This is a genomic window from Tenacibaculum sp. 190524A05c (assembly GCF_964036595.1).
Lineage (GTDB): Bacteria > Bacteroidota > Bacteroidia > Flavobacteriales > Flavobacteriaceae > Polaribacter > Polaribacter platacis.
Window position 1 is genome coordinate 1,688,786 of sequence record NZ_OZ038523.1, and the last position, 24,844, is coordinate 1,713,629.

Consider the following 24,844-nt stretch of genomic DNA (forward strand, 5'->3'; position numbering starts at 1 on the left):
GAAACAAACTAATTAAAATTGAAATACATAATAACATATCTATTTGTTGTACTACTCTTTCCATTGCTTTCTTTTGGTCAGACTCATAAAATTGATTCGATAATAGAATCAAAGCTTACTTATACTTCTGAAAAACCAGTTCACAACATTTTAATTCAAATTCAAAATACTAGAGGTACAAAAAGTTTTCATAAAGGAATAAATCATAAAGGAAAGGATTCAATTTTAGTTTCAGGGCAAGAACAATTCAAAGCTGCAAGTAGCACAAAACTTTTTGTCGCTACAATTATTCTTCAGCTTATGGAAGAAGGAAAATTGAATTTAAATGACAAAGCATCTAAATTTTTAAAAAATATAGCTTTTCTCAATTTTGAAAATTTTCACCTTTACAATAAACAGAAATTTTCTAGCCAAATAACTATTGAGCAATTACTATCGCATCGTTCAGGATTGGCAGATATTTTTAACGATAAAGAAGAAGATTTTTTTGGCATATTACTACAGAATCCCAAAAAGACCTACTCACCAAAATCCATTGTAGAACTTTACTTTAAATTCAAATTAAATCAATCAGCTCATTTTAAGCCCAATGAAGGATGGCACTATTCTGATATGAATTATCTTTTACTAGGATTAATTATTGAACAAATTGAGCAAAATTCTTTGGCAGAAAGTATTCGATCTCGAATATTAGAGCCTCTTGAAATGAATGAAACCTATTTTGAATTTTATGAAAAGCCAACCTCAAAAAACAACTTGATTCATCAATATGTAGGCAATTTAAATTTCTCAGAAATAAATACTTCTTTTGATTGGTCTGGTGGTGGATTGGTTTCTTCTAATAAAGACTTAATCACTTTTATAACATCACTCTTCGACTTAAAATTAATTAGCAAGAATAGTTTACAGAAAATGACTGATGTTCAATATACAAAAGAACATGAATACAGATATGGCTTAGGAATGTATGAATCAAAATACAATGGAAAAACTTACTATGGTCACTATGGGTTTTATGGAACTTATGTTGGGTATTGTCCAGAAACTAAAACCGCAATTTCATATTCTATAAATCAAGCTTTAGCCGATTTCAACAGACATACTTTTGTTAGTGGAATTCTTAAACTTATAGAATAAGTAGAACAGTATGAAAATTAAAAATTTCAATCATATAATTTCTGCAACAGACTTTGATATAATTCATGAGGAAAGAACTCTAATTTATCAAGTTTTAGCTCAATCCTCAGAGGTAATTATTGAACATAATGAAACTATTACTAGGATTAAGTTTTTAACTACAAAAGGAAATGAAATTCAGGAAGATGATTTTTTATTAATTCCTGAAACCAATGTTTTATTCTATCGAGCTATTATTGAATGGTGCGCTTTTGATTTAAAGAGAAAAATAATTATAAGAAGAGAAAATGCTACGCAATTACCATTTATTGAAAGAATCGGTAATACTGTGATCATCCATGATGAACTATACGCGGAATCAACGGATTTAAAAGCCAATCTAATTGATAAAGTCCCAATTGATCCTCCCACAGAATCTGTTGAATATGAAGATCGCATTGAATTTGACAGTCCTGTATTTGGTAAACAGACATTAAAACTATCTCCTAATAACAATACTTAGAAACAAAATGAACATAAAAAATACATTTATAATTGTCTTAATTCTAACTCTATTTTCTTGCTCAAAATTAACGAAAGAAAATTCTAAATTTATTTATTCCAAAGGAGAACATAGTATAGAATTAAAGATCCTAAATGGAAACAATCATTTGACTTTTGATACTCCATTAAGAGCTGATTTTGAATGGAAAAACATCAATCCAAAAACTGGTTCTATTTATGGAGCAGGAATAAGAATACTTGGAACTGAAAATGGAGTTACTAAAACTGAAATAAATATTCCAAGTAAATATTTTCAATTGGATACTTTAAATATAAAGTTACTTTTCGAAATCAAAGGAGAGAAAACCACTACTGAATTTAATATTCCAATTAAATACAAACAGGAATAACTCGGTTAAAATTAATTCCAGATTTATTTAAAAAAGATATTTCACTAATTTTAACTTCTAAGAAACAATCTCAAATGGAAGAAATCAGAAAGTTTATAGAACACATTACTCCATTGAGCACTTGTGATTGGGAGTTTTTCTCTTCTAAATTGCAAAGAATAGAGCTTAAAAAAAATACTCCTTTATTAAAGTTCGGTGAAATTGAACGTCATATGTATTTTATCTCGAAAGGAATTGTGAGATATTATATTCCACTAGAAGAAACTGATTTAACTTTTGGTTTTTTATTCGAAAATGAATTTGTTACTGGGTATGATTCATTTTTAACTCAAACTCCTTCTGAATATCAAATTGAAACCTTAACCAATAGTGTCTTTTGGAAAATATCGCTTCAAGATTTAGAGACTGTATATCAAAAAACCAACAGTGGAAATATCATCGGACGAAAAATGGCCGAGAAGATGTTTTTAATTAAATCGAAAAGAGAACTTGCACTTTTAAGCAAAACTGCCGAAGAACGTTATCTTGATTTATTCAAAGATCGTCCAAAACTTATTAAAGAAATTCCATTAAAATATATCGCATCCTACATTGGTGTTACTCCACAAGCATTAAGCAGAATAAGAAAGCGAATTACTTAACTTGGGTTCATTGTTTTAAATCATATGTTTTATGAATTTTACCTCTTAGTAATTCAGCAACATATGAAACCACTAATTATTTTATTATTCAGTTTTACAATTTCCATTGTAGCCATTAAAGTATTCAAAAAAGAATATAATATTGCGTTATCTGCAAGAATTGCGATGGCAATAATGCTTACATTCACAGCTATCGGACATTTTATGTTCACCAAAGGAATGGCTATGATGATTCCTAAATTTCTTCCGTTTAAAGAAAGTATTGTTTATTTCACGGGAATATTTGAAATCTTACTAGCAATTGGACTTTTAATTCCACGATTTACATATGTATCAGGTTGGGCATTGCTCATTTTTCTTGTATTAATGTTGCCTGCGAATATTTATGGAGCCATACATAATGTCAACTTTCAAAAAGGAACTTTTGATGGTAATGGACTTTCCTACCTATGGTTTAGAGTTCCATTACAAGTTGTATTCATTATTTGGACGTACTTCTCTTCCATCCGTTTCTAATCTCTAAGTAATACTTATAACCGATAATTATCCTCGATATGTTATCGGTTATTTTTATTCCTTTCCAATCCCTTTTCCTCTACTCCTTTTTACATTTTGAATAAAGTTCCTAGATTTAATAAACCAACTATTTTCTTTACCTTCATAGGCCTGAAAACCATTGTAAATTTATTTTAACTTCCTTTAATGGAGAACTCAAAAAAACAAAATGATTAAAACATTTAAACTACACAAGATTACAAAGGTAATTAGCCTCACTTTTGTATTTCTAACTTTGATCTCTACTGGTTATGCACAAAAAAACAAAAAATCAGAGAGCAAGAAAAAACAGGACAAAAGTTCTATTTATAATGGCTTAAAATTTAGAAGTATTGGTCCTGCTTTAATGTCTGGTAGAATTGCAGACATTGTAATTCACCCAGATAACGAAAACGTATGGTATGTAGCTGTTGGTTCTGGTGGAGTTTGGAAAACTGAAAACGCTGGAACAACTTGGAACTCTATTTTTGATGGTCAAGTAAGTTATTCTATCGGTTGTCTTACTCTTGATCCTCAAAACCCAGAAATTGTTTGGGTTGGAACTGGAGAAAACAACGGTGGAAGACATATTGGATATGGTGATGGAATTTATAAAAGCGAAGATGGAGGAAAGTCATGGAAAAACATGGGACTCAAAAAATCTGAACACTTATCAAAAATTATTATCCACCCAAAGAACTCAAACATAATGTGGGTTGCTTCTCAAGGACCACTTTGGAGTAAAGGTGGTGAACGTGGAGTTTACAAATCTTTAGATGGTGGAAAAACTTGGAATCGTACTCTTGGAGATGCTGAATGGGTAGGTGCTACAGATTTACTTATCGATCCTAGAAATCCAGATGTATTATATGCTGCAACTTGGCAACGTCAACGTACAGTTGCGGGTTATTTAGGTGGTGGACCTGGAACTGCAATTCATAAATCAATTGATGGTGGTACAACTTGGACAAAATTAAGTAAAGGTTTACCTGGAAGTAATATGGGGAAAATTGGTTTAGCTATTTCTCCTCAACAACCTGACGTGATTTATGCTGCTATTGAGTTAGACAGAAGAACAGGTGGAGTATATAAAAGTGAAAACAAAGGTGGATCATGGAAAAAAATGAGTGATGCTGTTTCTGGTGGTACTGGTCCGCATTACTACCAAGAATTATATGCTTCTCCTCATAAATTTGATCATTTATATTTAGCAAACAACTACATGTTAGAATCTTTTGATGGTGGAAAAACTTTCACGCAAATGAATGAATCAGAAAAACATGTTGACAATCACGCAGTAGCTTTTAAAAAAGATGATCCTAATTATATTTTAGTTGGATGTGATGGTGGTTTATATGAGAGTTTTGACCGAACTAAAAATTGGAAATTCATTGATAATTTACCAATTACTCAATTCTATAAAATTGCAGTTGATGATGCTGAACCATTCTATTATGTGTATGGTGGAACTCAAGATAACAGTACTCAAGGAGCTCCTTCAAGAACAGATAATGTTCATGGAATTCGTAACTCAGATTGGTTTATTGTATTAGGTGGAGATGGTCATCAGCCAGCTACAGAACCAGGAAACCCTAATATTATGTATGCACAATGGCAACAAGGAAACTTGAATCGTCATGATAGATTAACTGGTGAAAACGTATACATTAAACCTCAACCTGAATTAGGAGAAAAATCAGAACGTTACAATTGGGATGCACCAATTTTAGTTAGTCCTCATAATCCAAAACGAATTTATCATGCTTCTCAACGTGTTTGGAAATCAGACGATCGAGGAGATTCTTGGCAAGTTATTTCTCCTGATTTAACGAATAATATTGAGCGTATTCAAACTCCTTTTTATGGTACAAAACAAAAATGGGATAATGCTTGGGATATTTATGCAATGTCAAGTTATAGTACAATCACTTCATTATCGGAATCACCGCAACAAGAAGGATTAATTTATGCTGGAACTGATGATGGAATTATTCAGGTAACAGAAAACGGAGGAAACTCTTGGAGAAAAGTAGATTTCTCTAAAATTAAAGGATTACCAGAAACTGCTTTTGTAAATGATATTAAAGCTGACGCATTTGATGCAAATGTTGTTTATGCTGTTTTTGACAATCATAAATTTGGTGATTATCAACCATATTTATTCAAAAGTTCAGATAAAGGAAGAACTTGGAAAAGTATTGCAAACAATCTTCCTGATCGCACTTTAGTATGGAGAATTGTTCAAGATCATGTAAATCGTAATTTAATGTTCTTAGGAACTGAATACGGAGTATATTTTACTATTGATAGTGGTGCAAACTGGATGAAATTAAAATCAGGATTACCAAATATTTCTGTTCGTGATTTAGCAATTCAAAAGAGAGAAAACGATTTAATTGCTGGAACTTTCGGTAGAGGGATTTTCATTTTAGACGATTATTCATCTTTACGAACTATTAATCCAGATCAAGAAGCTCAATTATTTCAACCAAGAGATGGTAAATGGTATATGGAACGTAATACCTTAGGAAGAGGGAGAAAAGCTTCTCAAGGAGATAATTTCTTCGTTGCAGATAATCCTCCTTTTGGTGTAGAATTCACCTATTATGTTAAGAATAACTACAAATCAAGAGCAGCTCAACGTGCAGCAGCAGAAAAAAAGGCTTCAAAAAATAAAGGAATTGTAGGAGTTCCAGAATGGTCTGTATTAGAAGAGGAGAAAAAAGAGTTGAAACCAAAATTATGGTTATTCATTTACGATAATGGAAATAACATCGTAAAAAGAATCAGTGTTAAAAATGCTAAAGGAACAGGTAGAGTAAGTTGGGATCTTTCAACTGATCCTATGTATACCATTTCAGCCAACAACTACAAAAGAGGTGGACGTGGATATATGGTAAAACCTGGAAGTTACACTGCGCAACTTTTCAAACAGATTGATGGTAAATATTCAAGTATGGGAGAAAAAGTTACGTTTAATGTTAAGTCTACCACTAAAGGTGCGTTGAATGGAAATACTCCAGAAAAAGTTGTAGAACATTGGAAAACAATGTCTGACTTATCTACAAAAGTTAGCGATTTAGGAACCTCTGTTGGAGACACTAAAAACAACATCAACGTAATGCTTAAAGCTTACGATAGAGCGCAAAAAACAGATGAGAATCTTCATGCTGAGTTATTGAAATTACGTAATCAAATTTTAGATTTAGAACAACAATTTGGAGGAAGTAAAGTTCGTAGTGAAGTTGGTGAAAAGAATGAATATCCGACTATCTGGGATTATATGTGGCCTGCAAGTGCAAGATCTTCTTACGGACCTACAAAAGCTCATTTGAAATATATGAGTAATGCCCAAAAATTATATAATAAAATGTCTACAGATCTAAAGTTAATTAAAAGTGCTTTAACTCCTCTGGAAAGTCAATTAGAACGAATTGGTGCTCCAAAAGTGAAAAAATAATTTATATAACAGATATAAAGCCCAAACTATTTAATTTAGTTTGGGCTTTTTTTATAAAATCATAATAATGGAATTCCAAGAATGCAACTTGAATATAAGGTATGACTTGCCTAAAGAGATTTGGGATATAGTTCCTTTAGTTTACGAAAAAATGGATGGTTGGATCGGATATGGTAAAGATGGTTACGGAGAAGATGGATTACCTTATTGGTTTAGTTTTGATGAGAATGAAAAGTCAATTTTCGCATCAATTGAACCGAGTGGACTTCATCTTATGGCTAACATGGAATTAGATGAATGGGTTGAATGGAAAACTGAATTCAAAAAATGTGCTACAGAAATTCTTGGTTTTAAAGTTGGAGAGTTTGAAAACGGTGAAGTCAGCACTGAAACAGAATGAATTAAACAAAATAATTCAAAAAACTAATGAAACTTAAACTAGACAGTAAGGAAGTAACAAAGCTTATAAACAACATAATTCGTCCTGTTTTAATTGAAAACGGTTTTAAAAATTATACTGGTCGAAAATATTGGAGGTATAGCTTAGAAAAAATTGATGTGATAAGTTTTCAATCATTTAACTCCTATAATGCAGAAGTCTTAGGCTGCACTACATATTCATTTGCTGTTAATCTAGCATCTTTTTTAAACTATATTCCTTCCGATACTCCATTTAAAGAAAAAAATGGACTCAAAAGACCGGATGAATCTCAAGGGTATTTTCGAAGAAGTATTAAAAAATCAATTGAGCAAAAGGAATTTCCGAGAGAAAACATTTGGTTAATTGATGAAAAAGGAAAATATTTAATTGATGCAATTAATGATTGTAAGAACCAAATTGAAAATACAGCTTTCACTTGGTTTAGTAAATTTGAAGTAAAGCAGGAAGTACTAAGAATTCTAAAAGAGGACCATAATGATATGAATGAAACTTGGGGATTTGGAAATATTGACAGTCCAAATCGAAATAAACTTATTGCTTACACAGCTGCCTCTTTAGGTGAAACAAAACTTACTATTGAAAAATTCGAAAAACTTAAACAGTATTATAAAAAGGAATATGATCAATTTAAATACAAATATTATCTCGATAAAATAAAGGAAATTAATAATGAAATTTCTAGATTAAAATTAATTTAAAAATTAAAATTTAAAACTACATCTCTTTACACATGAAAAACTATATTTTACTTTTTCTATTGATAAATACTCTTTTGTGTTCTTGTCAGAATCCTTTGAAACCAGATACTAAGTTTTTACCGCAGTTACCTCAAAAAGAAAATTCTAATCAACAGTACGATGTAAGCAAAGCACTTAAAATTTATGTAAATAAAAATAGTAAGCTTTCCGTGAATGAAAAACAACAAAGTTTTGAAGAGTTGAAAAAAAGTGTCAGAAAGTATGTTACCGAAAATAAATCGGAATCAGTAATTACGATTTCAAATCACCCAGCTGCTGACTATGAAACTTATGTTACGATTCAAAACATACTTAGAGAAGAAATTAATTCTCTAAGAACAAAATATGTTCAGGAAAAGTATGAGATTCCATTAGATAAATTAACTCCCGAGCAACTAGAAGAAGTTAAGTTGATGTACCCAATCAACATTATAGATTTAGAATAATCATACTTTCAATAAATAACAACTTAGTAAACAAATAATTTCAACTTATTTCTATAATTAAATCATGAAAAAAAGTATAAGAATCATTTTCGTATTAGTGTTCATCGTAATTCTTAGTAATTGTAACGAGGCTAAAAAGGAATTACAAATTTTAACAAACATTGAGGATGCTCGTAAATTTGTATCGGAATCCTTCAATGAAAAAGAAGAGACATTACTAATATCTGATAAACTTAATGATGGTTTAGGATTAAACATGGCTATTATTGGTGATGGAATATTAAAAAAAGGATACATGCCTGATGGATTTATACAAAAAGAAGGATATAGAATTTATAAATACAAAAAGGAATAAATACACATAAAATGTGGGATTTCGATATTATAGAAATCAACGAACAATACGCAACTTAAAGCTTAATAACTAAATGATTACAATCTCCAAAGACTTTAATAAAAATCTAATATTTCTAATTTTAGGTAAAAGTCTATTAGTTTATGCTATAACTCTTTTGAGTTTCTATGAATTGATCTTTTTTGAACTACAGAACGGTTTTCTAAATTTAGTAGTCAATATTTTAATTCCATTCATTCTTTTAAAAATTATCAATAAAAAGAATCTGCAATTTTCACTGATTTATTTCATTGTAACTGGTTTTATTATTTCTTTTCTCTCAAGTTTTTTTCGTGTTTTTTTATTCAACAAGTTTGCAACATCTTTTATTTATTACATTTTAAATCAAGAAAGTTCTAAGCGGATAATTGATACAATGACAATGAGTGAAAGATTCTACGAAGTAATAAAATTTAGTGTTGTTGGAACTTTATTTTTTGTAGTAATTGGTATAATTATAAAACTTATTAAACAAAAATAAACGATACGTTTTGCGTAAATGAATATGAATACAAAACCAAAAAGTATCTAACTTACGAAAATCTGTATAAGAAAATACCTCAACCTCTATCCGACCTTTGTCTCGTTCTTTTAATCATTAAAAAATTAGACAAACATGAAAACGAATCAATTTGGTAAAAAAGGTTGGACTCCCGATAGAATTGGTAACTTAAAAGGTAAAACTTTTGTTATTACTGGAACAACAAGTGGTACTGGTTTTGAAGCTTCTAAAATATTATTATCCAAAGGTGGGAAAGTAGTAATGCTGAATCGCAATGCTAAAAAATCTATCCATACAATTTCCGCTTTAAAACGGGAGTTAGGAGACACCATAGATGTAACTGCCATTCAAATGGATTTATCGGAACAAGCATCTGTAAAACAAGCAGCAGAAATTGTAAATAAATCTATTTCCAGAATAGATGCCTTAATTTGTAATGCCGCAATAGCTCAGGTTCCTGAAAGAAAACTTACAAATGATGGTTGGGAAAGTCAAATGGGGGTAAATTATTATGGGCATTTCACTTTGCAAGCCTTATTGTTTCCGTTGATTGAAAAATCAAAAGGTCGAATTGTTACTGTGGGTAGTATGGGTTACAATATGGGAATTAAAACCATTAAGTTTAATGATTTAGATTGGGATAACGATTATACTCCAAACAACGCCTACAGTCAAAGTAAACTAGCTCAAATAATGTCTATTTATGAATTACAAAATCGATTAGAAAAAGCTGGTAATACAAATGTAAAAGCATATGCTTGTCACCCTGGAGCTTCTAGAACTTCTTTAATAAAAACTAGTGGAAGTTTATTCATGAGATTCATGTTCTTTGTAATGAAACCATTAACGCAATCCGCAGAAAGAGGAGCTTATCCTCAATTAATGTGTGCAATCGAAGAAAATTTAAATCAAAAAGAATTTTACGGTCCAACTGGAAGAAGTAATTGGGTTGGTCCTGTTGGTCCACATAAAATCGAACCACATGCAAAAGATGAAGTTGTATCAAAAAAACTTTGGGATTTATCTGAAATAGAAACTGGAGTAAAATGGAATTTTTAAATTAGTAGTATGCAACATTTTAAAACATTGTCCTCTTATTTTAATTATTTGGGTTTACCTCGTCCAGAACATCCAATGTTCAGCGTATTTAATTCAAAAGGAGAAGATTATTTACCTTGCCCGAGAGAAAGTTCTCCTCCAATTACTAATGATTGCTATACTATAAGTTTTAAAAAATTTATTGAAGGTGATTTAAACTATGGACGAACAAAATATGATTTCACAAACGGTGTACTTTTCTTTATTGCTCCAAGGCAAGTTTTACAATGGGATAGCAGTGCTGTTTTTGAACAAAAGGGATTTTCATTAAACTTTCATGAGGATTTTTTAAAGGGAACTGAGTTGGCTCAAAGAATTAAGAAATATGGATTCTTTTCATATTCAACTAATGAAGCTCTTCATCTCTCTCCAAGAGAAGAAAAACAATTGGAATCTATTATAGATAATATAGAAATTGAATATCAAAATAATCAAGATGCCTTTAGCAAAGAAATAATTATTTCTCAATTAGATACTTTATTAAAATATGCCAATCGTTTTTACGAACGTCAATTTATAAACAGGAAAGAACTTTCTAATGATTTACTAGAACAATTCAAAATTTATCTATCAGACTATTTTGAATCAGGACAATTGGAAGAGAATGGAATTCCGAGCATAGAGCAAATTGCGAATCAAATGTCGGTTTCAAAGCGGTATTTAAGTGATACTTTAAAAAAAGAAACTGGAAAAACGACTACCGAACATTTACAATTACATTTAATTGATGTTGCCAAAAATAATTTGTTGCAACCCAACAAAACCATATCTCAAGTTGCCTACGAATTAGGTTTTGAATATCCTCCATATTTTTCACGATTGTTTAAAAAGAAGGAAGGTATCAGCCCGAAAGAATATAGAAAAAAATATAAACTGAATTAAAAATGGATATTTTAAAACTAGCCACAGAATGGGCAAAAGCCGAAGTTTTCTCAACTAAGTTTTTTATATATTTCGCAATACTTTTTCTTATTGCAAGTATTGGTTTTTGGCAATTAGGTAAATCTGAAATTGCAAGAGCTTATATCATTCCTACTTTAGTTGCTGGTATCCTACTGTTAACTATTGGGCTTGGTCTATTTTTTACAAACAAAGCTCGAATTACAAACTTCGAAACGGCTTACAAAGAAGATGCTTCATTATTCATAAATTCTGAAATCAAAAGAGCTGAAGCTACTTTAAAAGAATACAACACTGTTGTTTTTAAAGCTATTCCAATTATAATAATAATTTGTGCTTTATTAATTATTTTCATGAATACTCCAACATGGAGAGCAATTAGTATAACAACTATTACCATGTTGATTGTAATTCTTCTCATTGATGGAACTGCACATTCACGAATTGACACGTATTATAAACAGTTGACAAAATTGAGTCAAGAACAGAAGTAATTATAACGAAAAGTTTGTCATAAAGTTGGTAGTTTGAATTTCCTTCAGGCTACCATTATCTATTTTAGATATTCACTTTTCAGCTTAATTTTAGATCAAAACTGTAACCTTAAAATCTACTTAATCGTCATACAATTCATATAAACTTAATTAAAAAATTAGCTTGAAAAAATTTCTTTATTTTCCAATTACCAAAATAATTTTAGGTATTGCAATTTGTCTTGGAGTACTTATCGGTGTGCAAAATTTTATAACGAAGCCTATAATTTATAGCTTAATTGATAGTAAAACAATTGGAGATACAATTGTAAATTATATTTCTGTGGCTGTACTACTGTCAACTTATTATTACTTATTTAAGTTTTATGAAAAAAGAGAAATAACGGAACTTTCTAAAAGAAGTATTTTGAAAGAATTAATAGGAGGATTCTTTCTCGGTTTTGCTATTTTATCTTTAGTCATTCTAATTTTATACCTATTAGGATATTATCAAATTCTAAGCTTTTCTGGATTTTCATATTTTCTCGCTCCATTATCATTTTTGGTAATTGCCGCATTACTTGAGGAAGTTTTATTTAGAATAATTTTATATAGAATTTTAGAGAACTGGTTAGGTACAATTCTTGCTTTAGGAATTATATCATTTATGTTTGAAATTCCTCATGTATTAAATCCTAATGTAACTTTTCTTTCAGTAGTTTTAGGTTTACTTTTTGGGTTTGCCCATGGAATAATGTATACATATTCAAAAAAAATCTGGTTGCCATTTGCTTTTCATTTAGGATGGAATTTTGCTCAACCTTTTTACAATTCTAATTTATCTGGAATTGATGATTTCAGTCCTGTTTTTGTTGCAAAATTTAATGGCCCAGAATTACTTACAGGTAGTATTTATGGCATTGAAGACTCAATTTTATCTATTCTTTTTTTACTAATTATTTGTGTTATTTTTCTTTATTTATCTATTAGAAATAATAAGATCATCCAATTAAAATCTAATAAAAACACCAACTACAACACTGACTGTCAAATTAATTAACAATTAAACCTTTCCTATTTGAAAAGGTCTAAAAAGCAAAACTCAAATGATGAACACAAAATTACTAGTTTACTTTTTAGCTTTAATTTCTTTGATTTCATGTAGCAAAGATGATGCGACAACAATCCCAACTGATTCCCCAGATCCGTTAGTAGAATTAGAATTTACAAATTCACCTATTAGTCTTCAAGGAGCAAATGCTTCCTTTTCTTCCGATATTGCTTATGACATCTACGATAATACTAAGTTTGATATTTTTTTACCAAATAGTGACACCTCAACAGGATTAGTCATATTTATTCATGGTGGTGGTTTTACAGGAAGTGATAAAACTTTTATTTACAACGAAACTTATGAAAATGAAATCGTTCGATTATTAAATAACAATATTGCCGTTGCTACTATTAACTATAGACTTATTGTAAACGGAGATACCGAAGGTGTCATTAAAAGTTTAAACGATTCGAAAAGAGCATTACAATACATTCGATACATTCATAAAGAATTAAATATTGATAAAGATAAAATCGTACTTTTTGGTTCATCCGCTGGAGCTTCAACAGCATTCTGGTTAGCTGCAAATGATGATTTCGCTGAACCTAATAATCCGGACGAAGTTCTGCAAGAAAGTACACGAGTTAAAGGTATTGCATTAAATGCAACTCAATCAAGTTTAGATATAGAGAAAAGGTGGTTAGGAGACGTATTTGTGGAATTCGGTTCTTCTTTAGATGATATCGTGAATACGTTCGGAGAATCAACAATCTTAAATTTTTACGGAATCAGTTCTATGGAAGAATATGATACTCCGGAAATTGAATTATATCGACAAAAAGTAGATATGTTATCCTTATTATCTTCTGATGATCCAGAAATTTGGGTGACAAATACTGGCGGACATAATGAAGAACCTACAACTACAAGTAGCTTTAACCATCATCCTTTTCATGCAAGAGAAATAAAAAAGTTTGCAGATGCAGTAGGAGTAGCAAATGTAACTACCTATGGTAATCCGATTTTATTTAGTAATGCTAACGATGAAGATTTTGTAGACTTTTTAATTCGAAAAATTAACGAGTAATTGCATTTGTATAATGGTTCCTTCGTGTTCTTAGTGGAAAGAATTATTAATGATAAATACAAAGTTTATTTATCTTTAAAATTCAACATGAGAAAATGAAGGAACTTTTTACTTACATAAATAACATCTCTCCGATTTCAGAAAATACTTTTCAAGAACTCGCACAACTTTTCAAACCCATTCAATTGAAAAAAAATGAGTTTTTTGTTAGAGATGGTGAATACGCCCAACATATAGGATTTTTAAAAAAAGGAATTGTGAGAGCTTTTTTCTTGAATCAAGAAGGAAAAGAATATACCAAACAATTCTTCATGGATTCTTCAATCATTGGAGCCTACACTTCTTTACTCACTAAAAAACCAAATAAAATTGCGCAACAAGCTTTAACAGACTGTGAAATTCTTATTGCTAATTTCAATGAAATAGAAGAACGCTACAGTAAGTTTCATGATTTAGAACGCTTAGGCAGAAAAATTGCCGAATATTATTTTTTAGAAAAAGAACAAAAAGAACTTGAAATGGCATTGTTAGATGCTGATAAAAGATATTTAATCTTAAGAGAGAAATTCCCAACTATAGAAACTATTATTCCTCAATATCATATTGCTTCATATTTAGGTATATCTCCTACACAATTAAGCAGAATTAGAAGAAAATTAAGTTCTTCATAATTTTATTTACAAATGTAAATGCAAGGATTTAAGAATGTGTGAAAATTTGTAAAAAACAAAATTCACACATAATGAATCGTATTTTACACTTTATTTCAATTGCTATTTTTTCCATTTTTCTTGGAAGTCAAATCACGGAAGGAATACTTTTAGTTCCCTATTGGAAATCTTTAACTACCTCCGCATTTTACCAATACTATTCTGACTTCGGACCAGGTATAGGTAGGTTCTATACTATACTCACAATTATTTCTGTACTTATAACCCTAAGTGTTTGTTGCTTTTGTGCAATTAAAAAATCTTCAGCTTTAAAATATGCTATACTCTCTACATTCTTTTCATTATTAGTCATCCTTCTTTTTTATGTGTATTTCAAAGAAATAAATCAACAGTTTTATCAAAGCGCATTTAATGAAAAACAATTACAGGTAGAACTAAACAATTGGTCGAACTGGCATTGGCTACGTGTATTTTTTGAAATTCTTTCTTTAGTATTCTTAATACTCACGTTCAAAACTCTAAATCACAAAACTGAAATAAATTAATCTTAAATCCTATGAAAATTATATTCACTTCATTCTTTCTATTGCTATCACTATATGTAAACGGACAATCCATTATTGGACAATGGGAAACCTATGATGATAAAACAAAAGAGAAAAAAGCAACGATTGAAATTTATGAAAGTAACAATCAGTACTTCGCTAAAATAATTGAGAGTTATGTTAGTGATAAAGACGCCATATGTTTCACTTGTAAAGGAAAACAGAAGAACAAACCTATTATTGGATTGGTAATTATTGAAAACTTAATACAAGATAAAAATGAATTTAAAGGTGGAACTATATTAGATCCAGAAAATGGAAAAACCTACAAATGTTATCTTAAATTAATGAGCATAAATAAGCTCAAAGTACGAGGATATTTAGGTGTATCTATTTTTGGAAGAACACAATATTGGACTAGGAAGAAATCAAAGTAACTGGATAATAATAAAATCCAAAGTTTAAGTATCTTTATAGTCTAACATCAACCAAACTAATGATCAGCTTCTTATTCTCTCAACGCAAGGTAAGCCAACAAAATTCTTATCTAAAAACACTAAAAATAGTTGTAATCTGTATCTTTTTATTTCCTGTAACTCATCAGGCTCAAAAAAGAAAAAAGAAAAACAACAAACCTGAAATTCAACTTACCGATTCTTTATTCCACGGATTAAAATGGAGAAATATTGGTCCTTTTAGAGGAGGACGAAGTGTTGCTTCTTCTGGAGTTATTGGACAGCCACTCACCTATTATATGGGTTCTACTGGTGGTGGAGTTTATAAAACAACAGATGCTGGAATTACTTGGAAAAATATTTCTGATAAATTCTTTAAAACAGGATCGGTTGGAGCAATTGCAGTTTCAGAAAGTGATACTAATATTGTACTTGTTGGAATGGGAGAACACGCTGCTCGTGGTGTTATGACATCTATGGGTAATGGAGTTTATAAATCCATGGATGCAGGAAAAACTTGGACTCATTTAGGACTAGAAAAAACCAGACATATTTCTGATGTAATTATTCATCCTAAGAATTCAGATATCATATATGTCGCTGCTCAAGGTGCTCAATATGCACCAACAGAAGAAAGAGGTATTTATAAAACAATTGATGGAGGAAAAACTTGGGAAAGAATTTTATATACAAATACTACAACAGGTGCGTCTTCTTTATCTATGGATATGACAAATCCAAGAATTTTATATGCGTCGATGTGGGAACACAGAAGATATCCTTGGATTATAGAATCTGGAGGAAAACATTCTGCTCTTTATAAATCAATTGATGCCGGTGAAACTTGGACCAAACTAGCTACTGGATTACCAAAAGAATTTGGAAAATCAGGAATTTCTGTTTCTCGAGCAAACCCAGAAAGAGTTTTTGCTGTTATCGAGGCGGAAGGAAAAAAAGGTGGAGTGTATCGATCAGATGATGGAGGAAAAAAATGGAGACAAGTAAATGGTAATCGCATTAATATTGCGAGATCTTGGTATTACATGGAAATCTTTGCTGATCCACAAAATGAAAATGTTGTCTATGTTTTAAATGCTCCAGTAATGAAATCTATTGACGGCGGAAAAACATTTTCAAATATTCCTGTTCCTCATGGAGACAATCATCATTTATGGATTAATCCTTATGATAATTCAAACCTCATCAATTCAAATGATGGTGGTGCAAATATTTCTTTCAACGGAGGAAAAAGTTGGAGTACACAGCAAAATCAATCTACAGCTCAATTCTATAGAGTAATTACAGATAATTTAGTTCCGTATAATGTATATGGTGGACAACAAGATAATTCTGCAATTGCCATTGCAAGTAGAACCAATGATGCTGGAATTGATTGGAAGGATTGGTATTCTGTTGCTGGTGGAGAAAGTGCATTTATTGCTTTTGATCCAGATAATCCTGAAACTGTTTATGGAGGAACGTATCAAGGAAATATTAGCAAATGGACAAAATCTTCTAGAGAACAAAAAGCCATTAAAGAATATCCAGAACTAGGATTAAGTATTGCTCCTAAAGATTCAAAATATAGATACAATTGGAATGCGCCAATTATTTCATCTCCACATAATAGAAAAACAATATACCATGGAGGAAATGTTGTTTTTAAAACTACTGATGGTGGAATCAATTGGACAACTGTGAGTCCGGATTTAACTAAAAATGAAAAAGACAAACACGGTCCAGGTGGTGGACCGTATACGAATGAAGCAGCTGGTGGAGAAAATTATAATACATTAACTGCTTTAGTTGAATCTCAACATGAAGAAGGTGTTTTATATGCTGGAAGTGATGACGGCCTTTTACATATTACAAGAAATGGAGGAGCCAATTGGGAAAATATTACTCCTAAAGAAATTAAGGACGGAATTATAAATAGCATTGATATCTCTGAACATAATCCCGCGGTTGCTTACGTAGTGGTAATGAGATACAAATCTTTAGATTTAAATTCTTATGTTTTTAAAACTAACAACTACGGAAAAACTTGGACTAAAATTGTAAATGGATTAGATGATCCGAATGGTTTTGTAAGAGTTGTTCGTGCTGATAAAAAGCGAAAAGGATTATTATATGCAGGAACCGAAACTGGTTTATATATTTCAAATGATGATGGAAAAAATTGGCAACGTCTACATTTGAATTTACCAATCGTTGCAATTAACGATCTTACCATTCAAGATAATGATTTAGTAGCAGCAACATCTGGTAGAGGGTTTTGGATTTTAGACGATTTAGGTGTATTACAAAATATGACGAAAGAAAAAAAATCAGTTGAAATTTTTAAACCAAAAGATAGTTACAGAATATTCGGAGGAGTTTCAAAAGCTGTTGGACAAGGACAGAATCCGAAAAGTGGAGTTACTTTCGATTATTATTTAAATCAAAATGCTGATACTTTAGATTTAAAGTTAGAAGTTTTACAAGACTCGAAAGTTATAAGAACATACACTAATAAAAAACCAAAAGGATTTAAATCTTGGCCAGGAGGACCATCGAAACCTCAAATATTACCTTCTAAAAAAGGATATAATAGATTTACTTGGGATTTTAATAGAGAAGCAATTCCAGCGATCGATAAAGTTTTTGTTTTTGGAGGACTTTCAGGTTCTAGTGTTGCTCCAGGAAACTATATCTTAAGATTGACTTTAGATGGAACAACTGTAGAAACTCAAGCTAAAATTTTACCAAATCCAGCCATCAAATCAACTCCCAAAGATTTTACAGAACAGCAAAATATGTTAGTGCAAATTGAAACTACTTTAAAGGACATGCATACATCTGTAAATCAAATGAGATCGGCGAAGTCACAATTAAATTCGTATAATAAATTATTGAAAGGAAATGATACTGCTAAAGAGCTTCTAAAAAAAGGAGATGAATTGAAAAAACGAATTAACACTTGGGAAGAAAATTTAATTCAAGAAAAACAAAAAACCTTTCAGGATGTGATTAATTTCAATAATAAATTGAATTCACAACTTATTCAACTTTCAAGTTATATTGATCAAGCAGATCCTAAAGTTACTCGTGGAGCTAAAGAACGATTTCAAGATTTAATGCAAGATTGGCAAGTATATAAAAATGAAAGAGATGCTATTATCAATACAGAAATGAAAGCATATAATGAGTTATACAAATCTTTAAATATTCCTGCTTTAATTTTAGACAAATAAGAAGCGATATTTAACTATGACTAAATCTAAGTATCAATCGCAGGTAAAAAGAGGAAAACTAGGATGTATCATAATTCCAACGATAGTCATTGGTGCAATAGTTTCTTTTTACATCATAATTGGAATTATGGTTGGTCACGGAGTGTCCGAAGCAGCAAAAAATATTGCTACAGTTCTTCGAGAAAAGAAAGATGAAAATTTAAAATTCTTAGAAGGAACTTACGAATTTGTTTGTGAGCATAATACTAATGTAATTGAGAATCATTATATCAAATTAAAAAACGATACAGGTACTTATTTCGGAACTAGTGATGATTTTGATGATGCTCGAGAAGGATATTTTGTTGGTTTTTTCAGGGCAAAAATGGATTCGCTCAAAATAAGCAGAACTAATATATCGTTTAGTTTATATGTAAACGATTCTATGTTTTTTGACAAACCTATTACTCCATTTAGCGTAAAAAATAATTATAGTAATTGGACAAATGGCATTGAATATAAGTGGCGTAAATATGAAGGTAAAATTAATGGAGATACTATTGAAATTGTAACTGATGGATTTGATAAAAGAAAATTTATCAAAAAATAAATACAAAACCTAAATTGTTATAGAAACAAATAAAATTTACTCTCGAATTGAAGACACAACTTTTTCTTTACTTGATATGGCAAGAAAATCTTGTTGGAACAAAATATCAACTCATACCGAATATATTCTAACTGAAATAAAAGACCCTTCACTTAATTTTAAAGAAGAAAACATATCACGTCTTAGAGAAAATCGTTTAAAACAACCTATGTCTTTAAAAAGAGTTAGTGAAACATTAGTTGAATTTTATAATGACATTTATGATATAAATTTATTTATTTACAAAAGTAAAAAACAACAAACCATAGTTGAAATTAGATACTATTTAAAAGCCTTACTAGATTCTGATTTTAGAAAAACTGTAGAAAAAAATAAACCAATGTTACATTGTAAAGTAGCTGTACCAATTTATGCACATGAGAGCTCAAGAAAGTTTGATGTTAATTGGGAATTGGGTGGAATAAGACATCAACTCAATTTATTTTTTTATAGGTTAAAGTATAAATGGAAATATCGTTTACTCGAATAAAACAAAATATATTTTAACTAATTTAAACTATTAAATAAATTCAATTTAAAAACTTATATGCCTCGCACGATTTTCGAAAATATGGTAATTCAAAAGTTTGTAGATAAAACTTCAATTGGGTTTTGTCAATATACTGCAATTCGCTTTTTTGAAATTCTGTTTATTGAAAAAGGAAATGGCAAACTAAATATTAACGGTCATAATATTACTTACGGAGATAATCAAATATTTGTTTTTATTCCAAACGATAAATACAACTTTGAAATTGAAACTCCTACTACAGTTACGGCAATTAAATTTTTAAATAATTTCTTTACTAACTTTTCTAGCGATGACGATGTTGTTCAACAAAAAGAATGGTTTAAAAAAATTGAAACTATTCTATATAGCACCAATAGAGTCAATAATATTAAATTGAGTTCTGAAACAGAACGTAATAGCTTATTAGCGTTATTCACAGTTATTTTTAATGAGTTTACTAATAATGAACTTAAAAATGAGTTGATTTTAAAGGCTACTCTTCAATCTATACTTCATATTATTTCTCGCAATGTAAATCACGAAGTATTGCAATCTGAATCCTCAAAAATTCAACAAATCATAAACTATATTCATTATAATATTCATAATGCTGCATTAATTTCAAATCAAGCTATTGCTTCAGAATTTAATATTTCTAAAAATTACATCGGCCAGTTTTTTAAAAAACAAATGGGAATGTCAATTAAAAAATACATTCTCAATCATAAATTAAAATTAGCTGAAACTCGTTTAAAATATACAGATTACACTCTTTCTGAAATTGCCTTAGAACTTGGTTTTACTGATAGTAGCCACCTCGACAAAACCTTTATTTCTTACAAAGGAGTAACAGCTAGCAATTACAAACTACAGTTAAAATAAGTAAAACTTCGTTTTTTACTAAATCATCATATTTTCTTACCAAACCTTCGCTTCAACCTTGAGGTAGTTTTGCATAGTAAAGTTTATCAAACATTTTATTATGAAAAATCCACAAGAGGTTTTCAATAGTCATATGAAAGCCGTTGAATCCTTAAATCCTTTGACAGTATTAGAAGATTATTCTGATGACGCGGAATTTATTACACCGGATCATACCTACAAAGGAAAAGAAGAAATTCTTTCTTTTTATAAAAATCTACTTCCAAATTTTGATGGATTTGAATTCAAAACTATCAAACAAGAAACACATAATGATCTTGTCTTTTTTGTTTGGTACGGACAAAACAAATTGATAAACGTTGAGTTTGCCACCGACACCTACATTATCAAAAACGGAAGGATTACTCAACACACTTTCGCCGGAATCATTAATTAATTTTAAATATATAAATCATGGATTATAAAAATTTTCAAACTTTTACTGCAGAACAAAAAGGAGGAATTCTGTATGTAACAATTAATTTCGGACCTGTAAATGTTCAAGGTCAAGAAATGCTTGCTGACTTAAGCAGCCTTTGTTTACGTTTAGAACGTGACCGAAGTGTTAAAGTAGTTGTTTTCCAATCTTCAAACGATGGATATTGGGTATGCCATTACGATACGAATTTACTAAGAGACATGTCTGAAGAAGCCGTAGCTAGAAATGAAGTTAAGTTACTAGATCTTCAAGCTGTTCTAGAAAGATTAAGTAATGTTCCTCAAGCTACAATTGCAAAAATCGAAGGGTTTGCCAGAGGTGGCGGACATGAAATGGCTTTGGCATTAGATATGCGATTTGCTGCTCGTGGAAAAGCCAAATTTATGCAAATGGAAGTAGGTATGGGAATTTTACCTTGCGGTGGCGGAGCGTCAAGAATGGCAAGACAAACAGGACTTGGAAAAGCATTAGAAATAATTTTAGGTGCAAGAGATTGGGATGCTGATGAAGCAGAAAAATTCGGAACCATAAACAAAGCATTGAATGACGATGAAATTGGTCCGTATGTAGATGCCTTAGCAGAACGAATAGCTAAGTTCCCAGCAGAATCAATCGAAGCTTGTAAACGTGCTGTGTATGCTTCAATAGATTTACCAATTGCAGACGCTTTAAAAGAAGAAGCATATCAGTTATATCAAGCAACAAGTAAAACTCCTGCAATAAAAAGATTTACTTACGCAGATGAAAACGGAGCACAATTCAGTCATGAAAACCAAAAGAATTGGGAAAACATGTTAATTGATATTCAGGAAGTAAATTAATTTCACTCATCAAATTAATATAAAGAGGATTGCAATTTGTAATCCTCTTTTTTGCTGTATAAAATTACTTTGCAATCTCAATTTTGATTGAATACGCGTATCTTTAGCTAGAACTAAAAAGTTTGAAAAAATAATAAATGGAAGTATCAAAAAAGAACAATGTCGCTAAAATTGGAATAGTAACAGTGAGTGATAGAGCTAGTGCTGGTGTTTATGAAGATTTAAGTGGAAAAGCAATTATCAATACATTAAATGATTATTTAATCTCTGAGTGGACAGAAGTTTATGAAGTGATACCAGACGAACAAGATATGATTGAAAAAACCATTATCAATATGGTAGATCAGGAGAATTGCTGTTTGGTAATTACAACAGGCGGAACTGGCCCTGCAAAACGTGATGTAACTCCAGAAGCAACAGAAGCTGTTTGTGATAGAATGATGCCTGGGTTTGGTGAACTTATGAGAGCAGAATCTTTAAAATTTGTTCCTACAGCAATTCTTTCAAGACAAACCGCTGGATTAAGAAATAATAGTTTGGTATTAAACTTACCAGGTAAACCAAAATCCATAAGAGAATGTTTAGATGCTGTTTTCCCAGCCATTCCTTATTGTATTGATTTAATGGAAGGTCCATATTTAGATTGTAATCCAGAAGTTATACAACCTTTTAGACCAAAAAAGAAATAAGAAATTATAGTAAGAGATGAAATTTGTTTCATCTCTTTTTATTACATTTAAATCAAATTGCTAACCTTTCTTAAATTATATTATTTATACTTTAATTCTATTGTTATGAAAAAATTACTTTTATTAAGTTTTGTTGTTACCTCATTTGCCTTAAATGCACAAGATTGGGATTTTGAAAAACCTGATTATGATAAAATCGAAAAAAACATCAAAGAAAAAGATTCAAATCTATTTTATGAATTGTTAATGAAGCGATATAAAGAAGCCGATTCAACAATGACTTTAAAAGAAAAAAGACATCTGTACTACGGTTATCAATTTGATGAAAAATATTCTCCCTATTCAACATCTGATTTTAGTGATAGCTTAAGAGTTGTGTTAAATAAAAAATCTTTAGATAGTTTAGATTATACTAACATAGTAACATTTACTAATAAAATTCTGGAAGAAAATCCTTTTGATTTAAGAGCTATCAACTATCAATTATTCGCATTGGAGAAAAAAGGAGATACAGCATCTTTTAATAAAAAAGTAATCCAACTTTATATTATTGTTGATTCCTTATTAAGCTCAGGAACTGGTAAGACTAAAGAAGATTCTTTTTATGTCATTTATACTTCTCATGAATATGATTTATTGAGCATTTTAGGTTTTAAATTTGGAGGAAGCCAAAGTTTAATAGAGCATTACGACTATTTAACTCTCGAAAAAAACGAAGCTAATATTGAAGGATTATACTTTGATGTTAGTCCTTGTTTAGCCTCAATGTCCAAAATGTTTAAAGAAAAATAAATTACTCACTCTGAGTATTATCAATCAAAGAAATTTCTCTTTGAATTAAATTTGAATTCATTGTAGTAATGGTTAATATTGTTATCAACCTTCTAGATTGAATTGATTTTAATGGACATTACTTTTCAAAAAATACAAATCCAAGATCTTAATTTGGTCTTGGAACTTTTTAAGACCGCAGCAGAGAAAATTGCTAAAAAAAATGTAGATCATTGGCAATACTGGAAAAATCCACCAGAAGAAAAAATTAAGTGGGTAAAAAGCGGTATTGAAAATGATGAGTTTTACTTTATCAACGATTTAAATAATTATAACATTGGTATGGTACGAATTTTGCGCGAAGATGAATTGTATTGGGGAAAACAAAATATAAAAGCTAAATACGTTCATTCACTGGTTATTAAAGAAGAGTTTAATGGTAAGGGAATTGGGAAAATAGTATTAGATGAAGTTGAGAAAAATGCAAAAGAAAATGGTTGTGTATATCTACGATTAGATGCAGTTGCAAAGAATACTAAACTATGTGAGTATTACGAAAATTTAGGTTTTATAAAAGTTGGAATAAAAGAAATGCCTCAATCCATAAACAACTTGTATCAAAAGAAGATTTTATAAAAACCAAATTACAATGAAAAACTCAATACTACTGCTACTACTTTCTCTATTATTCGTGAATTGTAAAACAGAAAATACCATTGAAGGATTATGGATTGTTGAATCCGTAAAATCTGGTGAACACGAAGTTACTCCAAATGCAAGATGGATGAAATTTAATAATGATTTCACTCAAACATCAGGGAACGGTTGGTTTCAACATTCTGTAGGAACTTGGAATCTAAATAAAGACACCAACGAATTGTCTATGGTAAATACCAATGGAATTAAGGATGCTAATGAACCGTTTGTAATTACAATTGATGGTGAAAAAATGACCTGGAATAGAACAGAAGATGGTCAACCTCTTACTGTTTCATTAAAAAGAACCGATAAATTACCTACTACATATGGTGACCAAGTTCTAGGTTTATGGAAACTAAACAATTCTAAAGGAAAAGGAAATTTCTTTGAAAATATTAATGGTGTTTTATTTCTAAAATGGGATAGACGATTTAGTATTCGTTCAAGTTTGGGAAGGTTTAGCGGTGTTTACAATGTACATGGACATAAATCTGAAATAGAACTAATTCCTTATGGTAAAGATTTGAAAAGAAGTTTTTGGAAAGTAGATTTTAAAGAAAATCAAATCGATTTAACCTTACTCAATTCAGATAGTATGGTGACTAGATCATTTGTTAGAATTCATGAATTCCCCAATTAATCACAACATTTTTTTTACTAGGT

At 30.3% G+C, this 24,844-nt stretch carries 27 protein-coding genes; all 27 read left to right on the top strand.

Translation table 11 applies throughout. The annotated features are described in order from the left end of the window. Window positions 1–18: 18 nt before the first annotated feature. Window positions 19–1,137, top strand: coding sequence for a serine hydrolase domain-containing protein (locus tag ABNT61_RS07240; protein ID WP_348745410.1), 1,119 nt, complete (start codon window positions 19–21; stop codon window positions 1,135–1,137). A gap of 10 nt (window positions 1,138–1,147) precedes the next feature. After that, the gene (locus tag ABNT61_RS07245) at window positions 1,148–1,639 is read left to right on the top strand and encodes a hypothetical protein (RefSeq protein ID WP_348745411.1); all 492 of its coding nucleotides are present in this window, start codon (window positions 1,148–1,150) and stop codon (window positions 1,637–1,639) included. Window positions 1,640–1,646: 7 nt separating this feature from the next. Beyond that, window positions 1,647–2,030, top strand: a complete 384-nt coding sequence (locus tag ABNT61_RS07250) for a hypothetical protein (RefSeq protein ID WP_348745412.1) — start codon at window positions 1,647–1,649, stop codon at window positions 2,028–2,030. A gap of 74 nt (window positions 2,031–2,104) precedes the next feature. After that, window positions 2,105–2,671: a Crp/Fnr family transcriptional regulator gene (locus ABNT61_RS07255; protein ID WP_348745413.1), complete on the top strand. Its 567-nt coding sequence runs from the start codon at window positions 2,105–2,107 to the stop codon at window positions 2,669–2,671. 63 nt (window positions 2,672–2,734) lie between these two features. Beyond that, window positions 2,735–3,187, top strand: coding sequence for a DoxX family protein (locus tag ABNT61_RS07260; protein WP_348745414.1), 453 nt, complete (start codon window positions 2,735–2,737; stop codon window positions 3,185–3,187). Between the two features lie 208 nt (window positions 3,188–3,395). Continuing rightward, window positions 3,396–6,665: a VPS10 domain-containing protein gene (locus ABNT61_RS07265; RefSeq protein WP_348745415.1), complete on the top strand. Its 3,270-nt coding sequence runs from the start codon at window positions 3,396–3,398 to the stop codon at window positions 6,663–6,665. Between the two features lie 67 nt (window positions 6,666–6,732). Next, window positions 6,733–7,065 (top strand): hypothetical protein, encoded by a 333-nt coding sequence (locus ABNT61_RS07270; protein WP_348745416.1) that lies wholly within the window; start codon window positions 6,733–6,735, stop codon window positions 7,063–7,065. A 26-nt stretch (window positions 7,066–7,091) separates the two neighbouring features. Next, entirely contained in the window at window positions 7,092–7,805 is a 714-nt protein-coding gene (locus ABNT61_RS07275; RefSeq protein WP_348745417.1) for a hypothetical protein, read from the top strand. A gap of 32 nt (window positions 7,806–7,837) precedes the next feature. After that, the gene (locus ABNT61_RS07280) at window positions 7,838–8,290 is read left to right on the top strand and encodes an ExbD/TolR family protein (protein ID WP_348745418.1); all 453 of its coding nucleotides are present in this window, start codon (window positions 7,838–7,840) and stop codon (window positions 8,288–8,290) included. 64 nt (window positions 8,291–8,354) lie between these two features. Then, window positions 8,355–8,645 carry a hypothetical protein gene (locus ABNT61_RS07285; protein WP_348745419.1) on the top strand — a complete coding sequence of 97 codons (291 nt, stop codon included), beginning with the start codon at window positions 8,355–8,357 and terminating at the stop codon, window positions 8,643–8,645. Between the two features lie 655 nt (window positions 8,646–9,300). Beyond that, complete coding sequence (locus ABNT61_RS07290; RefSeq protein ID WP_348745420.1) at window positions 9,301–10,245, top strand: SDR family oxidoreductase; 945 nt, start codon at window positions 9,301–9,303, stop codon at window positions 10,243–10,245. 9 nt (window positions 10,246–10,254) lie between these two features. Then, window positions 10,255–11,166 (top strand): helix-turn-helix transcriptional regulator, encoded by a 912-nt coding sequence (locus ABNT61_RS07295; RefSeq protein WP_348745421.1) that lies wholly within the window; start codon window positions 10,255–10,257, stop codon window positions 11,164–11,166. A 2-nt stretch (window positions 11,167–11,168) separates the two neighbouring features. Then, a complete protein-coding gene (locus ABNT61_RS07300) occupies window positions 11,169–11,678 on the top strand; it encodes a hypothetical protein (RefSeq protein WP_348745422.1) in 510 nt (169 codons plus the stop codon). 163 nt (window positions 11,679–11,841) lie between these two features. Further along, the gene (locus ABNT61_RS07305; RefSeq protein ID WP_348745423.1) at window positions 11,842–12,717 is read left to right on the top strand and encodes a type II CAAX endopeptidase family protein; all 876 of its coding nucleotides are present in this window, start codon (window positions 11,842–11,844) and stop codon (window positions 12,715–12,717) included. A 46-nt stretch (window positions 12,718–12,763) separates the two neighbouring features. Further along, on the top strand, window positions 12,764–13,798 hold the full coding sequence (locus ABNT61_RS07310; protein WP_348745424.1) for a carboxylesterase family protein: 1,035 nt from the start codon (window positions 12,764–12,766) through the stop codon (window positions 13,796–13,798). Window positions 13,799–13,893: 95 nt separating this feature from the next. Continuing rightward, window positions 13,894–14,469: a Crp/Fnr family transcriptional regulator gene (locus ABNT61_RS07315; RefSeq protein ID WP_348745425.1), complete on the top strand. Its 576-nt coding sequence runs from the start codon at window positions 13,894–13,896 to the stop codon at window positions 14,467–14,469. Between the two features lie 556 nt (window positions 14,470–15,025). Next, window positions 15,026–15,451, top strand: coding sequence for a DUF2147 domain-containing protein (locus tag ABNT61_RS07320; protein WP_348745426.1), 426 nt, complete (start codon window positions 15,026–15,028; stop codon window positions 15,449–15,451). Window positions 15,452–15,510: 59 nt separating this feature from the next. Then, on the top strand, window positions 15,511–18,702 hold the full coding sequence (locus ABNT61_RS07325) for a VPS10 domain-containing protein (RefSeq protein ID WP_348745427.1): 3,192 nt from the start codon (window positions 15,511–15,513) through the stop codon (window positions 18,700–18,702). A gap of 16 nt (window positions 18,703–18,718) precedes the next feature. Further along, window positions 18,719–19,291 carry a hypothetical protein gene (locus ABNT61_RS07330; RefSeq protein ID WP_348745428.1) on the top strand — a complete coding sequence of 191 codons (573 nt, stop codon included), beginning with the start codon at window positions 18,719–18,721 and terminating at the stop codon, window positions 19,289–19,291. Between the two features lie 76 nt (window positions 19,292–19,367). Then, window positions 19,368–19,820, top strand: coding sequence for a hypothetical protein (locus ABNT61_RS07335; protein WP_348745429.1), 453 nt, complete (start codon window positions 19,368–19,370; stop codon window positions 19,818–19,820). A gap of 57 nt (window positions 19,821–19,877) precedes the next feature. After that, window positions 19,878–20,723 carry an AraC family transcriptional regulator gene (locus ABNT61_RS07340; RefSeq protein ID WP_348745430.1) on the top strand — a complete coding sequence of 282 codons (846 nt, stop codon included), beginning with the start codon at window positions 19,878–19,880 and terminating at the stop codon, window positions 20,721–20,723. Window positions 20,724–20,823: 100 nt separating this feature from the next. After that, a complete protein-coding gene (locus tag ABNT61_RS07345) occupies window positions 20,824–21,159 on the top strand; it encodes a nuclear transport factor 2 family protein (RefSeq protein WP_348745431.1) in 336 nt (111 codons plus the stop codon). A gap of 17 nt (window positions 21,160–21,176) precedes the next feature. Continuing rightward, window positions 21,177–22,022, top strand: a complete 846-nt coding sequence (locus ABNT61_RS07350; RefSeq protein ID WP_348745432.1) for an enoyl-CoA hydratase/isomerase family protein — start codon at window positions 21,177–21,179, stop codon at window positions 22,020–22,022. Between the two features lie 137 nt (window positions 22,023–22,159). Continuing rightward, window positions 22,160–22,711, top strand: a complete 552-nt coding sequence (mog, locus tag ABNT61_RS07355) for a molybdopterin adenylyltransferase (protein ID WP_348745433.1) — start codon at window positions 22,160–22,162, stop codon at window positions 22,709–22,711. 105 nt (window positions 22,712–22,816) lie between these two features. Continuing rightward, window positions 22,817–23,503: a DUF4919 domain-containing protein gene (locus ABNT61_RS07360; RefSeq protein ID WP_348742566.1), complete on the top strand. Its 687-nt coding sequence runs from the start codon at window positions 22,817–22,819 to the stop codon at window positions 23,501–23,503. A 111-nt stretch (window positions 23,504–23,614) separates the two neighbouring features. Then, window positions 23,615–24,118, top strand: coding sequence for a GNAT family N-acetyltransferase (locus ABNT61_RS07365; RefSeq protein ID WP_348745434.1), 504 nt, complete (start codon window positions 23,615–23,617; stop codon window positions 24,116–24,118). A gap of 13 nt (window positions 24,119–24,131) precedes the next feature. Beyond that, on the top strand, window positions 24,132–24,821 hold the full coding sequence (locus ABNT61_RS07370; protein WP_348745435.1) for a hypothetical protein: 690 nt from the start codon (window positions 24,132–24,134) through the stop codon (window positions 24,819–24,821). Window positions 24,822–24,844: the final 23 nt, after the last annotated feature.